This is a genomic window from Granulicella pectinivorans (assembly GCF_900114625.1).
GTDB lineage: Bacteria > Acidobacteriota > Terriglobia > Terriglobales > Acidobacteriaceae > Edaphobacter > Edaphobacter pectinivorans.
Genome location: NZ_FOZL01000001.1, coordinates 3,806,561 through 3,821,050, shown reverse-complemented (window position 1 = coordinate 3,821,050; position 14,490 = coordinate 3,806,561). Strand labels below are relative to the sequence as shown.

General features: G+C 63.6%; 15 protein-coding genes. 3 read left to right on the top strand and 12 right to left on the bottom strand.

Features of this window, described 5'->3' with window-relative positions; genetic code table 11:
• Positions 1 to 56: 56 nt before the first annotated feature.
• Entirely contained in the window at positions 57 to 1,358 is a 1,302-nt protein-coding gene (locus BM400_RS15270; protein ID WP_089841991.1) for a metal-dependent hydrolase family protein, read from the top strand.
• Positions 1,359 to 1,456: 98 nt separating this feature from the next.
• Here BM400_RS15270 and BM400_RS15265 read toward each other — a convergent pair whose 3' ends face one another.
• Positions 1,457 to 2,572 carry an alpha/beta hydrolase gene (locus BM400_RS15265; RefSeq protein WP_089840325.1) on the bottom strand — a complete coding sequence of 372 codons (1,116 nt, stop codon included), beginning with the start codon at positions 2,570 to 2,572 and terminating at the stop codon, positions 1,457 to 1,459.
• Positions 2,573 to 2,644: 72 nt separating this feature from the next.
• The gene (locus BM400_RS23000; protein ID WP_141223958.1) at positions 2,645 to 2,761 is read right to left on the bottom strand and encodes a DinB family protein; all 117 of its coding nucleotides are present in this window, start codon (positions 2,759 to 2,761) and stop codon (positions 2,645 to 2,647) included.
• 39 nt (positions 2,762 to 2,800) lie between these two features.
• Between BM400_RS23000 and BM400_RS22995 the strand changes: the two genes are divergently transcribed.
• On the top strand, positions 2,801 to 2,959 hold the full coding sequence (locus BM400_RS22995) for a hypothetical protein (protein ID WP_175529051.1): 159 nt from the start codon (positions 2,801 to 2,803) through the stop codon (positions 2,957 to 2,959).
• A 288-nt stretch (positions 2,960 to 3,247) separates the two neighbouring features.
• Here BM400_RS22995 and BM400_RS15255 read toward each other — a convergent pair whose 3' ends face one another.
• From BM400_RS15255 to nth, 9 genes are all read right to left on the bottom strand, one after another.
• Positions 3,248 to 4,024 (bottom strand): enoyl-ACP reductase FabI, encoded by a 777-nt coding sequence (locus BM400_RS15255; RefSeq protein ID WP_089840321.1) that lies wholly within the window; start codon positions 4,022 to 4,024, stop codon positions 3,248 to 3,250.
• Between the two features lie 45 nt (positions 4,025 to 4,069).
• The gene (locus tag BM400_RS15250; RefSeq protein WP_089840319.1) at positions 4,070 to 5,251 is read right to left on the bottom strand and encodes a GGDEF domain-containing protein; all 1,182 of its coding nucleotides are present in this window, start codon (positions 5,249 to 5,251) and stop codon (positions 4,070 to 4,072) included.
• Positions 5,252 to 5,302: 51 nt separating this feature from the next.
• Entirely contained in the window at positions 5,303 to 6,481 is a 1,179-nt protein-coding gene (locus BM400_RS15245) for a GGDEF domain-containing protein (protein ID WP_089840317.1), read from the bottom strand.
• A gap of 80 nt (positions 6,482 to 6,561) precedes the next feature.
• Positions 6,562 to 7,818, bottom strand: a complete 1,257-nt coding sequence (locus BM400_RS15240; protein ID WP_089840315.1) for a GGDEF domain-containing protein — start codon at positions 7,816 to 7,818, stop codon at positions 6,562 to 6,564.
• Between the two features lie 80 nt (positions 7,819 to 7,898).
• Positions 7,899 to 8,285, bottom strand: coding sequence for an EVE domain-containing protein (locus tag BM400_RS15235; protein WP_089840313.1), 387 nt, complete (start codon positions 8,283 to 8,285; stop codon positions 7,899 to 7,901).
• Positions 8,286 to 8,338: 53 nt separating this feature from the next.
• Positions 8,339 to 9,157 (bottom strand): glutamate racemase, encoded by an 819-nt coding sequence (gene murI, locus BM400_RS15230; RefSeq protein ID WP_089840311.1) that lies wholly within the window; start codon positions 9,155 to 9,157, stop codon positions 8,339 to 8,341.
• Between the two features lie 6 nt (positions 9,158 to 9,163).
• On the bottom strand, positions 9,164 to 9,829 hold the full coding sequence (locus BM400_RS15225; RefSeq protein WP_089840309.1) for a GerMN domain-containing protein: 666 nt from the start codon (positions 9,827 to 9,829) through the stop codon (positions 9,164 to 9,166).
• On the bottom strand, positions 9,826 to 10,599 hold the full coding sequence (locus BM400_RS15220) for an N-acetylmuramoyl-L-alanine amidase family protein (RefSeq protein ID WP_175529050.1): 774 nt from the start codon (positions 10,597 to 10,599) through the stop codon (positions 9,826 to 9,828). The genes BM400_RS15225 and BM400_RS15220 overlap by 4 nt, the downstream gene beginning before the upstream one ends.
• A 66-nt stretch (positions 10,600 to 10,665) precedes the next feature.
• A complete protein-coding gene (nth, locus tag BM400_RS15215; protein ID WP_089840305.1) occupies positions 10,666 to 11,484 on the bottom strand; it encodes an endonuclease III in 819 nt (272 codons plus the stop codon).
• Positions 11,485 to 11,837: 353 nt separating this feature from the next.
• Here nth and BM400_RS15210 point away from each other — a divergent pair, with 353 nt between their 5' ends.
• Positions 11,838 to 13,475 carry an OmpA family protein gene (locus BM400_RS15210; RefSeq protein WP_175529049.1) on the top strand — a complete coding sequence of 546 codons (1,638 nt, stop codon included), beginning with the start codon at positions 11,838 to 11,840 and terminating at the stop codon, positions 13,473 to 13,475.
• A gap of 199 nt (positions 13,476 to 13,674) precedes the next feature.
• Here BM400_RS15210 and BM400_RS15205 read toward each other — a convergent pair whose 3' ends face one another.
• Complete coding sequence (locus BM400_RS15205; RefSeq protein WP_089840301.1) at positions 13,675 to 14,448, bottom strand: chlorite dismutase family protein; 774 nt, start codon at positions 14,446 to 14,448, stop codon at positions 13,675 to 13,677.
• Positions 14,449 to 14,490 lie beyond the last annotated feature (42 nt).

The window sequence follows — 14,490 nt, the reverse complement described above, 5'->3', positions numbered from 1 at the left end:
CTTTGTCGCTGTTTGGCGAGGGCGGATGGCGGGATTCGCGATATGCTGCTTGCACGATGACTCCTTTCTTTCGGGTACTGGCGGCGGTTGTTCTGGGTGGTTCGGCATGGAGTGCTGCGATGGGGCAGTTGGCGGAGCCGGAGTCGGCGGTGGTGCTGCACGCGGCTCGTCTGCTGGATGTGCGTGAGGGCAAGGTGATCGCTCCGGGTGAGGTGCTGGTTGTGGGGGACAGGATCGTCGAGGTGGGGACGAAGGTGAAGCGTCCGGCGGGGAAGGTCCAGGTGATCGACCTGGGAGATCGGACGCTGATGCCGGGGCTGATCGATGCGCATGTGCACCTCTTTCTGCATCCTGGGGCTGAAGATTTGCAGACGGTGCAGGAGAGCGTCCCGCAGAGGACGCTGCTGGCGGCGACGGCGGCGAAGGACGATCTGATGGCGGGGTACACGGCCGAGCGGGATATGGGCAGCGAAGGCGCGGGGAGTGCGGACACAGCGGTGCGGGATGCGATCGATATGGGGATGATTCCGGGGCCGCGGATGCGGGTGAGCGGGAACGCGATCGACCTGACGAACGGGCACGAGGATGCCGCGGGGTTCAATCCGGCGCAGAAGGTGCTTTCAAATGCGGACTACGCGGATTCAGCGGTGGAGATAGTGAAGGTGATGCGGCAGCAGAGAAAGGAAGGCGCCGACTTCACGAAGATCTACGAGACGGGGCACGACCGGGCGGAGGGTTCGGGGCTTGCTGCTCCGTACCAGTACACGGTGGAGGAGCTGAGAGCTGCGGTCGCGGAGGCAGCGCGACTTGGCGGGCAGCCTGGCCACGGCGTTGCGGTGCATGCGACGACGGAGCCTGGGACGGGCTATGCGGTTGCGGCGGGCGTGGCGTCGGTGGATCATGCGTACCAGTTGAGCGACGAGACGATGGCGGCGATGAAGGCGAAGGGAATCTTCGCGGTGCCTACGTTTGCGATCTCGGAGTACTTTGTAGAACACGCGGAGGGGGATCGGGTCGACCGGGAGAAGGCGCTGCAGGCGTTTCATGCCGCGAACTTCAAGAAGCAGCTTGCGGCGGGTGTGCCGATGGCGGTGGGAAGCGATGTCGGGCCATTTCCGCATGGGACGCAGGCGCGGGAGATGGTGTTGATGGTGAAGTATGGGATGCCGACTATGGACGTGCTGCAGGCGGACCTTCTGAACGGCGCGAAGTTGCTCGGGTGGGAGGGAAAGATTGGGGAGTTGAAGGCGGGGTATTTTGCCGATGTGATTGCCGTGGAAGGGAATCCGGTGGAGGATATCTCGGCTACTGAGAAGGTGCGGTTTGTGATGAAGGGTGGAGTTATTTTCAGGCGGTAAAGACGTGCTGCGTCAGGTTGGTGTTGCGTGTGCCCCGCATCTCGCTGGAGATGCGGGGCACGTGTTTTGTCGCTCCAGCTATGAGCTTGGTGCTGGAGCTAATTTTTTGCTGAGTAGTCTTTCCAGATATATTCGAGGGCCTCGGGCAGGGTTTCTGCCCTGACGGCACGGTCGACGTGGCCGGCGTTCCTGGCGAAGACGAACTGGTAGTGATAGTCGCGGGCGGAGAGGACCCAGGCCATGTTTTCATTGGCCTGCACCCAGTCATGCATGTTGTCTCGCATCGCGTTGGGATTAAAGAGGTCGCGGTCGCCGACCTCCATCCAGAGGCGGATGGGCTTGGGGTCTCCGCTGGATAGGAGGCTCTCGTGGAAGCCCCAGGCGCCATGCGGGTACTTGGGATCGGGTGGCCATTGCTGGTTGATGAAAGTGCCTGAGTAGGTGAGGACGCGGTGGTAGAGGTCGGGGTGGAACCAGGCCATGATGAGAGCGCAGGATCCGCCGGAGCTGCCGCCCATGGTGGCGCGTGCGTCGGGGTCTTTCGTGAGGGTGACGCCGGCTTGTTTTTCGACGAGCGGCAGGACTTCGGTTTCGACGAACTCGGCGTAGCGGGGCGACATGGTGTCGTACTCGAGTCCACGCTCGGAGCCCTGGGCGTCGCCTCCTCCATTCTGAATGGAGATGGCCACCATGACGGGGACGCGCTTCTGGGCGATGAGGTTGTCGAGGGTGGAGAAGAGGAGCTTGTCGGGGCCGTCGGCACCAACGATGAACGGCGCGGGCGTGCCGGGAACGTATTGTTTGGGAACGTAGACGGTTACGGTGCGGGTGTAGGGCGCCGGGTGGCTGGTGGTGACGACTAGCTTGGCCGGGTCGGCTGGGTCGGGTGTACCGAAGGTGTCTGGATCGCGGGCGATGCCTGGATAGAGCTTGGAGTCGGTCGACTGCATGGTGATGGTGGTCAGGGTGCCTTCGGGCACGCCTTCGTGCGGGAGGGTGGCGGGGTCGGCGGGATGGGTGGGGCCTAGGATGAAGTTGCCGTCGGTAGCGGCTGGAGCGTTCGTGGAGTCGGGGAGGGCCTTGGCTGGAACGTAGCCGGGCGAGTTGGGGGCTCGGGTGGGTGGGGCGGGTCGTGCGGGGGGCTTTGCGGTGGGTGTTTGGGCCGATACGGCCAGAGCGGTGGTTAAGAGAGTGATGGTGATCGTGCGGCGCATGCGGACTCCCCTTTTGGTGGTCGCGGAACTATAGCACCGAAAGGGGAGTTATGACTTGCCTGAAAGGAAAGGCTAGAAGCCCATGCGATCGTCGGCGGAGGGACCGTAGGTGGCGGGGACCGGGACGTCGAGCAGGCGGAGGTAGACGCCGAGCTGGGCGCGGTGGTGGATGAGATGGTTGAGAAACATGGCGCGGTAGGCGGCGAAGCGGGTTCCGGAGAAGATGGGGTGGCCGTTAAAGTGAGAGCCCAGGTCTCTTCGAGGGCGGCGTCGGTGGTGGAGGCGAGATCCGATTCGATCTTTGCGGCGAGCTTGTCGAAGGCGGCTACGACCTGCTCGGGGCTTTCGAAGACGAGACGCTCCGGCTTGGCGACGCCGAAGTCGTAGTTGGGGGTGGTGAGGATATTGGAGCCGAAGGAGGGGAGCTGGGCTACGTGGGCGGCCAGCTTGCCGAGGGGCATGGACTTCTCGTGGCAGGTGTACTCGGGCCTGGCAGGGAGGCGTTCGAGAACGGTGCGGGTGGCTTTGAGCTCATTGCGGAGTTCCGGGAGGAGCAGTGTGGTCAGGGACATGGCGTTCCTTCGTTGGACGTGAGAGGAATGGGTGACACAGAGACCCAGGCGTTGCCCCCGCACCACAGCATTGAGGTGGGAGGCAACTGCGTTGGCGGCGCTTTTAGAGGCCGGTGATATTGTAGCCGCAGTCGACGAAGGTGATCTCGCCGGTAATGCCGCTGGCGAGGTCGCTGGCGAGGAAGAGGGCTGCTCCGCCGATCTCGGACTGGTCGACGTTGCGCTTGAGGGGGGCGCGCTCGGTGACGGCGTCGAGGATCTTCGAGAAGTCCCCGATGCCGCGTGCGGCGAGGGTCTTGATGGGGCCGGCGGAGATGGCGTTGACGCGGATGCCGCGCGGGCCAAGCGACGCCGCGAGGTAGCGGACGGTGGCTTCGAGCGCGGCCTTGGCTACGCCCATGACGTTGTAGTTGGGGAAGACCTTGTCGGCGCCGTAGTAGGTGAGGGTGAGGATGGATCCGCCGGCTTCCATGAGGGGCGCGGCTCCGCGGGCCACGGCGATGAGCGAGTAGGCGCTGATGTCGTGGGCGATGCGGAAGTCGTCGCGGGTGGTGAGGAGGAAGTCGTTGTGGATGGCGGCGGGAGGGGCGAAGGCGACGGCGTGGACGACGGAGTGGATTGTTCCGAAGGTGTCCTTGATCTGCGCGAAGAGGGCGTCGATCTCGGCGTCGTTGGCGACGTCGCACTGGTAGGCCTTGGCGGTCCCGGTCTGGCCGAGATCCTCGATGAGTTGCTCGGATTCCTTGCGGAGGCGCTCGGACTGATAGCTGAGGACGAGGGTTGCTCCGGCCTCGGCGAACTTCTGGGCGATGCCGTAGGCGATGCTGCGCTTGTTGGCGAGGCCGAAGATGACGGCGACTTTGCCTTTGAGATCGATCATGCGGTGTTTGCTCCTCGAATTCTTTCCGAGGGTAAGGATAGCAGTTCAGCGGGGGACGGGAGTGATGCGGACGGGGATAGCGTCGCCGCCAGAGTGCAGGAAGCGGATGCAGTCGCGCCCCGCGCTCTTGGCCTGGTAGAGGGCTGTGTCGGCCCGGGCGAGCAGGGATGGGGTGGATTCGCCGGGGTCGGACTGGGCGATGCCGATCGAAAGGGTGGGTGCGGTGGGGAGCTGGGAGAGTGCCTTGCGGAAGCGGTCGGCCACAATGAAGGCGTTTTCTATCCCGATGTCGGGGAGGATGAGGAGGAATTCGTCGCCGCCGTAGCGTCCGAGGTGGTCGAAGGGGCGGAGGACGGCGGAGACCGTAGAGGCGACTTTCTTGAGAGCCTCGTCGCCTGAGTTGTGGCCGAGGGTGTCGTTGATGGTTTTGAGGTGGTCGACGTCGAGCAGGAGCACGGCGGTGGGGGTTCCGGTGCGCGCGCCGCGGGCAAGTTCCTCGCAGAGCTTCTCTTCGATGGCGCGGCGAGTGTAGACGCCGGTCAGGGTGTCCTGCTGGGCGCGGCGGGATAGGCGGCTGGTGATGGCGAAGCTGACCAGCATGAAGGAGAAGGTGCCTTCGATGAAGATGTAGACGATGCCTGAGACGAGGGTCGAGGTCTGGACGGCGTTGCGCTGCATGAAGTTCTGGGGGGCACCGTGCAGTGCGGTCAGGAGAGCCCGGGAGGCGCTGATGAGTCCGAGGACGACGAGCGAGCAGGCAAAGAGGATGCGGTGCGGCAGGCCCTCGGCGTTGCGAAAGAGCGTGGCCGAGGTGAGGAGTCGGCAGAGGGCGATGTAGCTGGCGGAGAGGATGATTCGGGGGACGATTCGCTTGTCGAGAGTGCTGTAGTACACGTGCGCGCCGAAGAAGATGGCGGTAACGGTGTAGACGGGGGGAAGATAGCCGGGTGCGCGAAGGTACTGCCGGATGCCCCGGTAGGTGAGGAGGTATCCGACGTAGGTGCAGGCGTTCGAGACGATGATGCTGTAGAAGTCGGGGATGACGCCACGAAGGGCGAGCAGGATGAGTCCTGGGGCCCCGAGGAGGAAGGCCGCGGCGAGCGTGCCGGCACCGCGGATGGAGCGGTCGTACCGGTGAAGCGCCAGCAGGGCGAAGCCGAAGGTGGCAACGGACAGGACCTGGATGGCGATCAGTGTTCGATTGTCGAGCCAGTGGAGGATGTTCACGTCTGTATGTCGAGATTCTAGACGAGGTGGCGCGGGGCGAATAGAGGCGGCTCAGGTGCCCATCGATGCCGATTGATCGCTGGGGTGGATGGCGGCGGAGTGATGGAGGCGGATGCAGTCGCGGCCGGCGTGCTTGGCGCTGTAAAGGGCGGCGTCGGCGCGGGCGAGGAGTGCAGGGGCCGATTCACCGGGGTCGGACTCGGCGATGCCGATGGAAAGGGTGGGGGCGTCGGTGCGGGCGAGGGCCACGCGGAAGGACTCGGCGCGGGCTGAGGCATCGGGGAGGGTGAGTTCGGGGAGGATGAGCAGGAACTCGTCGCCTCCGAAGCGTCCGAGGTGGTCGAAGGGGCGGAGGCTGGCGGTGAGGGTTTCGGCGACCAGCTTGAGGGCGTGGTCGCCGGCGGCGTGGCCGTGGGTGTCGTTGACGGACTTGAAGAAATCGACGTCGATGAGGAGCGCACAGACGGGCCATCCGGTGCGGTCTCCGCGGGAGAGTTCCTCCTGGAGCTTGTCCTCGATGGCGCGACGGTTGAGGATGCTGGTGAGGGGGTCGCGGTGGGCCTTGTCTCTGATGGTGGAGGCGAGATCGAAGTACATGAGCGAGAGGTTGAAGATGCCCTGGACGGCGATATACAAGAGGCCGAGCAGAAGGGCGTACGTTTGCACGGGGTTCTGTTGCATGTAGTCGTGGGGCGCGCCGTGGATGAGGGTGAGGACGCCGCGTCCAAGGCTGATGCAGCCGGCGGACAAGAGGGAGATAACGAAGAGGATGCGGTGTATGCGGCGCTCGGCATGAACGAAGACGGTCCAGGCCTTGAGCAGCGACAGAACGCCCATGGTGACGCTGGCGATGACGATGCGCGGGACGATGCGTTCGTCGATGAGCGCGTAGTAGACGTGGAGCGCGCCGGTGATGCAGACGAAGACCAGCGCGAAGGTGAAGTAGCGCTTTTCGTTGAAGATAAGAAGGACTCCCCGGTAGAGCAGCAGGAGCGAAACGTAGACAAGCAGGTTGCCGGTGACCACCGAGAGGAAAAACGAGATGTGGCCGCGCATGGCAATGAGCAGGATGCCGGGGATTCCGAGAAGGAAGGCGGATGCCAAGGTGCGGGCTCCGCGGAGGGCTGGGTAAGCGGAGCGGAAACCGAGCAGAAGGCAGGCGAAGGAGCTCGCGAGCATGCACTGGCACGCGAGGAGGGTTCGGTTATCCAGCCATGTAAGAGGATGCATGCTTTAGCCCTGGGGAGGATGCTGTGGGTGCGTGCGAGAGCATCGCGTTGAGGGGTTCATGCTATTGTATGCGCTCGAGGCTAGAGCGTGGTATTGCGGGTGCGGCGGCGGGAGGTGACGCGGCTGAGCAGCGTGGCTCGGGGGAGCGCGACGTGCGGATGGGGTCCCGGGTTGCCAAGATCCGGCGGCGGCTGGAGACGGGAGCAGTTGCGCCCGGCGCGTTTGGCCTCGTAGAGGGCTGCGTCGGCGCGACCGATGATGTCGATGGGTTCCTCGTTGCGCTCGAAGAAGGTGACGCCGATGGAGAGGGTCATGGGCGGGATGCGCGCCGTGGCGGACATGCTGATGAGGGCTTCGCGGATGCGTTCGGCGATCATCATGGCAGGTTCGCCGGTGGTCTCGGGAAGAACGAGAAGGAACTCATCGCCGCCGAAGCGGCCGAGCGTGTCGTAGATGCGCAGGACGGAGGCGATGGAGCGCGAAACGAGTCGGAGGGCTTCGTCGCCGGCGGCGTGACCCTGGATGTCGTTGATGGATTTGAAGTGGTCGATGTCGATGAGGAGGACAGCGATGGGCCGCTGGCTGCGGCGGGTGCGTGCGATCTCGACGATGAGCGCTTCTTCGATGCCGCGGCGGTTGAGCGTACCGGTAAGGAAGTCGAGCTGCGCCTGGTGCTCGATGGTGGAGGTGACCTCGCGAATGAGCATGGTGAGGTAGAACATGCCGTCGACGCAGACGAAGAGGATGCCGGAGAGGAGCTGCGTGGACTGGATGGGATCGTTGGTGAGGAAGCTGTCCGGGGAGCCCTGGAGGGGGACGAGCAGCGCCTTGATGAGGGTGCTGGCGGAGAACAGGCCCAGGGTGATGGAGAAGAGGATCATGTGCATCTGGCCGGCGGAGCGTTTATAGATCTCGTACGCCATGAGGGCGCGTGCCACGCCGACCGTGAGCGAGATGACGAAGATGCGCGGGATGATGTTGTGCTGCACCTCGCTGTAGTAGGTAAGGACCACGAGCGAGACGCCGGCGAGGGTAAGGAGAGCGGGCATGTATCCGCGGGACTGGCAGAAGAGCAGCACACCGCGGTACAGGAAGACGTAGAGCAGGAAGATGAAGAAGTTAGCGACGACGATGGAGAGGAAGTTCGGAATGTGTCCGCGAGCGGCGAAGAGGGCCGCGGTGGGAATGCCGAGGGAGAAGCCGATCGCCATGGAGCCGACGCCGCGAAGCTGCGGATAAAGGCGCCAGATGCAGAAGAGGACAAGGGAGAACACCGCAGCCATGATGCACTGGCAGACGATCAGCGTCCGGTTATCAACCCAAGAGAAGAGATGCATCGGTTTACCCAGGAGGAAGGTGTTGCGTGGCCCGTGGTCTATGTTACGCCGGACCGTTGCCGGTGGCGAGCAGAAGCTGCTTATCCGTGGACAAGCCAGTCGTATTGCTCATCGGTAATGGGAACGACGGAGAGGCGGAACTGGCGAAAGAGGAGCGAGTCGGTGAAGAGGGGCGAGTTGCGGAGGTCGTCGAGTGTCTTCTCGCGCTTGAGACGCTTGCCTGGCTTGATGCGGACGATGGGCGTCTTGGGATCGTCGGGGTCTGTCCCGTTGGAGACGACGGATGCAGTCCCGATGGCGGCCTTGCCAACGTTGGAGTGATAGATGACGAGCTTCTCGCCCTTCTTCATGTTGCGCAGATAGATGAGGGCCTGGTTATTCTTGATGCCGTCCCAGGTGGTTTCGCCGTCGCGGAGAAGGTCGTCGTAGGAGTACTTGTCGGGTTCGGATTTGAGGAGATAAGGCATAAGGACAGGGTACAGGGATCAGGGATAAGGGAACAGGTCTAACCGCCCCAGGTCTAGCCGCCCAGATCGATGAGTTCTACGGGAGGGAGTGGGTGCCCGAGAAAGCGGGAGCCCAGGCGCTGGAACTTCTCGATGGAGTCGGTGGCATAGAAGCTTGCGCTGGAGATCTGGGTCGTGGGTTCGGTGTGGATGGTCCGGGCTACGGCGAGGGCGGTGGCCTGCGCGGAGTCGATGATTTGCAGCGGGTAGTTCATGGTGAGGAGAGTGGCTTCGATCAGGGGTTTGAGCAGGGGGTAGTGGGTGCAGCCAAGCAGCAGGGAGGTGGCGTGGGGGGCCTCGCGCTGGGCTTCGGCGAGATAGATGCGGAGCACCTCGGCGGTGACGGACTGGGTTTCGGAGGTATTGTCGAGCCAGCCCTCCTCGACCAGAGGCACGAGGAGCGGGCAGGCTTTCTCCGTGGCGGTAAGATCCTGGGCTTCGAGAGCCCTGGTGTAGGCTCCCGACTGAACAGTGGCCGAGGTCGCGAGAACGAGGACGTGGCTGCCGGGTGCGGCTTTGGCGGCGGCGGCTCCGGGCGCGATGACGCCGGTGACCGGGATGGGCAGGTCGTGCTTCAGGTCATCAAGAGCGAGAGCCGTTGCCGTGTTGCAGGCTACGACGAGGTGCTGGGCCCCCTGCTCGAGCAGGAAACGGCCGCTCGACAGGGCGTAACGGGCGATGGTCTCGCGGGATTTGGAGCCGTAGGGAAGGCGGGCGGTATCGCCAAGGTAGAGGTAGCGGGCTCCGGGGATGAGCGGAAGGAGTTCGCGCAGGACGGTGAGTCCGCCGAATCCGGAGTCGAAGACGCCTAGGGTGATGGTGGGGGTCGGCATGATGGCTTACTTGGAATCGAGCGGAACGAGGGGACGGTTGGCGGTATCGGTGGCCTGGTAGGCGCGTAGGAGGCTAGCGTGGCCGGCGAGGGTTTCGCGGGGCTTCCCGTCGACGAGGAAGCGCACCTGGTCGATCTGGGGCAGTGCGGCGTGCAGGGTGCCGATGATGGACTGGAGCGTGAGCGTTTCGACGACGACGCCGGAGGGGTGGTTGTCGGCGAAGCTGCCGCGCAGGTTGATGACGGCGGTCTCTCCGGTCGAGGAGCGCGAGAGGGAGTCGAGGCGGTTGGTGGTGTTGGCCGTTGGGGGTGGCGACGGCATGGTGAGGAGGAAGATATCGGCCACGGCGGAGCCCTGCTTCAGCGGATGGGCGGATTCGGTATCGCCGTACTGGGTGATGAGGTTTTCGAGCAGGGCGCGGGCGCGGATCGTGGGCTCGGCGGGAAGGGCTACCTGGCGCTGGGTGGGCGTGATGGAGGCATCGGCATCGGACGCGAGGTAGAAGGTGACGGTCTCGGGACTGTTGGCGTTGGGCGCGGAGAGAGGCGCGAGGTTGCCGGTACCCTTGAGGCGCTTGTGAACCTGCTCGCAACCGCGCAGCAGGAAGGCGAACATGAGCAGCACGCAGCCGATGAGAGACCAGAAGAGGATGCGCTGGTAGCGTGGGATCACTGGGCAGCTCCCGGGGTCTTGGGCGTTACGGGCCTGGGGACCTTCGGCTTGACGGGCGTGGGGGGTGGGGTTGGGATCGGAGCTGCGTTCTTGAGGGTGGTGTCGTTCTGATCGCGGAATGCGGTAATGGCGGCGGTGAGTGCGTCGGCGACGCTTTGCTGGTAATCGGCGCTGGTGACAGGGGTCCTGCCGTTGGGAGCGAGTTCGAGCAAGAGCGCGGGGCAGGTGAGGGAGTCGATGGGCGGAACGGAGGAGCGCAGGGTGATGGCGGGAACGCGGGCCGAGGTGAAGGCCTTGCTGGCGAGATCGAGCAGCGAGGCGGAGTCGCCGACGTAGGCGGACTGGGCGGTGTCCCAGGGGAGAGCGATGTGCTCGTCGTCGGAGGGCGTGAGGGAGGACGCGGCAAGGTAGGCTCCGGAGCCGGAGTTGCTGGCATGCAGGAGCAGGCAGACCGAGGCGCGGGCGTGGTTGGCCAGCTCGGCGCGCTGGTCGGAGGTGGGGCCGGTGTCGCCGTCGCGAGTGGTGATGACCTGAAAGCCGTGTGCGGTGAGCGTGGACTTCAGCCGTCCGGCGAGGGCGAGGGTGAGGTCTTTTTCGAGGAGGCTGTCCGTGAGGTGAGCGCCGGAGTCTGAGCCGCCGTGGGCTGGGTCGAGGACGATGAGGTTGCGGATGGGCGCGGGGATCGCGGGGGCGTCGTGGGTCTGCTGCGCGGCCAGAGGCACGGCGAGAGCGAGGCAGAGGGCGAGCGTGTGGTGAGGTCGGAGGGTCACTGAACTTGGTTGGATGCTACTCGTTTCATTGTAGGGGTTGAGGCGCCGTTTTATTCTTTGCGGCCATCAGTGGCTGTACCAAGTCTTGTCGAGGGAATTGCAGATCTTCTCCAGCGTGCAGTCGGTGCACTTTGGGTTGCGCGCGATGCAGACCTGGCGGCCATGGTGGATGAGTTCGTGGGAGAAGTTGATCCAGCGGTCCTGCGGGATGATCTTCTGAAGGTCCAGCTCGATCTTCTCGGGTGTGGTGCTCTTGGTGAGCTCGAGCCGCTGCGAGATGCGCGAGACGTGCGTGTCCACGACGACGCCCGAGGGAATGCCGAACCAGGAGCCGAGGACGACGTTGGCGGTCTTACGGGCTACGCCGGGAAGCAGAATGAGCTCTTCGATGGTCTCGGGGACCTTGCCTTTGAATTTGTCGACGAGGACCTGCGCGGCGGCCTTGATGTTTTTTGCTTTGGCCCGGTAGAAGCCGGTGGAGTGGATGATGCGCTCGATCTCCTCGAGTGGAGCGGCGGCCAGGGCTTTCGGGGTGGGGAAGAAGTCGAAGAGCTCCGGCGTGACCTTGTTGACGTTGACGTCGGTGGTCTGGGCGGAGAGCGCCGTGGCGATGACGAGCTCGAAGGCGTTACGGTGGGTGAGGGCGCAGACGACGCCGGGGTAGGTTTTGGCGAGCGCATCGAGGATGGCGGCGACCCGCTCCGGGGAGGTGGGTTTGATGGTGCGGCCGCGCTTGATCTTCGGGGAGACGGGTTCGGTCGCGGCGATCGTGCGGGCCTTCGCGGCGGGGACACCTTCGATGGCCAGCTTACGCGCCCTGGGGGTGAGCTTCTGCGGAGGAGTAAGTGCCCTGGCGGATTTTTTTGCAGGCTTTTTTGTAGGCATGGCGTTTGAAGTTAGAGGATAACCGATGGGCGATGACGTGGCGACGCGATGACTTCGGAGGACGCTTTTTCTGTAGGATCCGTTTGTTGGGACCGCAGTTCCAAAAACGTTGCGTCCTGTAAACAACATCTGCACGCCCTCCTCTCGCTGCGGGCAACAGCCCCGGCAACCCATGTCATCAGAGTTGTTATCGCTATGTGTATCGGCAAGTTCGCCGTTACGCGGGTGTTCGTGTTGGGCCATCAGCATTTGTCACCTTATGACGAAGCCGGTGGCGCAGCTTCCCGGCGATGTCATGAATTAAGGAGACCTCCCCGATGTATTCCCGTTTTCCCAGAATGTTCCATTTCTTGTTGCTTGTTCTCTGTTCGCTCACCCCGGTCGTAGCTGCAAGCGCTCAGGCAAATGCACGCCAACAGCAGCCACATGGCGATGTTCCCGCGCTCGACCGGTTCGATATCTATGCCGGTTACGGTTACATCCACCCGGTCGACAGCGACATCAACAATTATCACTATCAGCCGGTGTACAACCCGAACGCGACCCTCAGCTTTACCGGGTACTTCAACCGGCACATCGGTGTACAGGTGGAAGGCGGATACTTCTCCGGACCGAACTCCGACGTGCTTGCGGCCAAGTGTGCTTCCCAGGGCCTCTGGTGCCAGTACAAAGATCCCAACTACTACACGGCCGAAGCCGGTCCGGTCTTCCGTTATCAGTTCGGCAGGCTCGTTCCTTTCGTGCATCTTCTTGGAGGAGCCGCGCGCATCTCAGGCCCCATCAACCAGCCTCCTACCTGGGGCTGGGCGACCACTGGCGGTGTAGGCGTCGACTACATCCTGCCCTGGTGGCATAACCGCATCGCCGTCCGTCCCGTCCAGGCGGACTTCCACTACTCGCAGGTCAACTACGGCCCGCTCTCTCCGGCTCCTGGATTCAACGGCGGCCTCGGAGAGATCTATGCCTATAAGATCTCCGGTGGTCTCGTTGCCCGCTTTGGCAGCATGGCGGAGCCTCTTCCCGTGCAGCTCGCCTGCCCGGTCAGCCCAGCTGTCATCTACCCCGGCGATCCCCTCAATGTTACGGCTCAGGCGCTCAATCTCGATCCGAAGCACAAGACCGTGTACGAGTGGAAGTCTTCCGGCGGTATGCTCACACCCAATGATGGAGGTGCTTCCATCTCAACCGCTGGTCTTGCGCCCGGCGACTACACCGTCACCGGCCACGTCTCGCAGGGGCGCCGCGTGAACGAACAGGCAAGCTGCCAGGGAAGCTTTACGGTTAAGCCGTACGAGCCGCCCACCGTCACTTGCAGCGCTACGCCCAGCACACTGAAGACCGGTGACAGCTCCACCATCACCGCCAACGGTGTCAGCCCGCAGAACCGTCCGTTGACCTACTCGTATTCCTCGACCGCGGGACAGATTGCCGGCACCGGTCCCACGACAACCCTCTCCACTAACGGCGTTCCCCCGGGCACGATCAACATCACCTGCAACGTCGTTGACGACCTCGGCAAGACCGCGATGGCGAGCACGACGGTCACCATCGAGGTTCCCCCCGTGGTCGCGGCCGTACCTCAGTCGCAGTCACTCTGCAGCGTCTCGTTCGAGCGTGACCGGAAGCGCCCTGTGCGCGTGGACAACGAGGGCAAGGCCTGCCTCGATGACGTCGCGCTGAACCTCAACCGCGATCCTGCTTCGAAGCTCGTGATTGTCGGCAAGTATTCGAGCGATGAAGATCAGATCGCCGGAGAAAAGCGCAGCGTGAATGTTCGTGCCTACCTCATCGAAAAGGGTGTGGACGGATCGCGCATCGAAGTGCGGGTTGGAGATGCTTCGGGACGGAGCGCCGACGACGTGCTTCTGCCCTCCGGTGCAACCTACAACAATGGCGGCACCACGTTCGATCCGTCGACGGTTCGTCCGTCGCTCAACGGTTCTGCGCGCCGCCACGTGGCACGCCGTCATAGAACGTCCACCACGAACTAACCAGGAAAGACGTCCATCCACGGCCAGGCAGAAGGGAGAATTTCTCCCCTCTGTCTGGCTCTTTTTTTTTGCGAAGGAACCGAAGGGCTGCTTCGAGATGGAGATCGTGGAAGGCTTACGAATCAAGAACGCGCTCCCCGTGACCAGGGATGGTGCCCTGATCACGAGAAGCGCGTTCGACGATCCATGCCGATGCCTGTTATCCGAGGCGGTTGAGCATCTCGGTCGGCTGCAGGCGGACGCACGAGAAGATCGGCGTGTCCTGCAGGGTGTAGAGGCTGATCTCGGTCTCGCGGAGCTGCTGGACGAGGTCGAGGAAGTCTTCGGGGAAGTTGGTCTCGAAGGCGACTACGAACTCCTGGTCGTCGATGCCGAAGGAGTAGGTCGTGTTCAGCTTGACGCGCGGGTACATGAGGCCGATACGGATGTGCTCGTCCATGAGGCGCTTGCGCTCTTCGGCGGAGAGCAGGTACCAGGGACGCGTCTTCCAGAAGGGGTAGATGAAGATGTACTTCTGGCCGCCGGGACGGATGGCACCGCGGCCCTCGCCTTCGCTCTCGTCGGGACGGTCGATCTGGTACTGCGAGCGCTTGGTCATGGCGAGGAAGTTGTGGGGTACGTTGAGATAGCCGCCGAGGGGCGTGGCCATGAGCTCCGAGCGCATCTTGTTGAGTTCGTCGACCGCGTAGCCGATGCTCCAGAGGCACATGTCGACGTCGCCGCGGGTGCCGATGGTGGAGTAGGTGAGGGAGAGGAACTCACCGGGCTTGTTCCAGCGGGCGAGGACCTCGGCGAACGCGGCCTTGTGGGCCTCTTTTTCTTCGGCAGGGAGGCGCCGCCATTCGGGCATGACCTTGTAGAAGGTGAAGCAGACGATCTGGCGCTTCACGGGCGGCTTGGAAGGATCGTGGGGAGCGGCGCCGTAGCTCGATGCGGGACGGCCTGCGGGAGGAGCGGTGATCGTGTCTGCCATACCTTTCATGCTACCAAAATGCGCGACCCGTTATACTTGCCG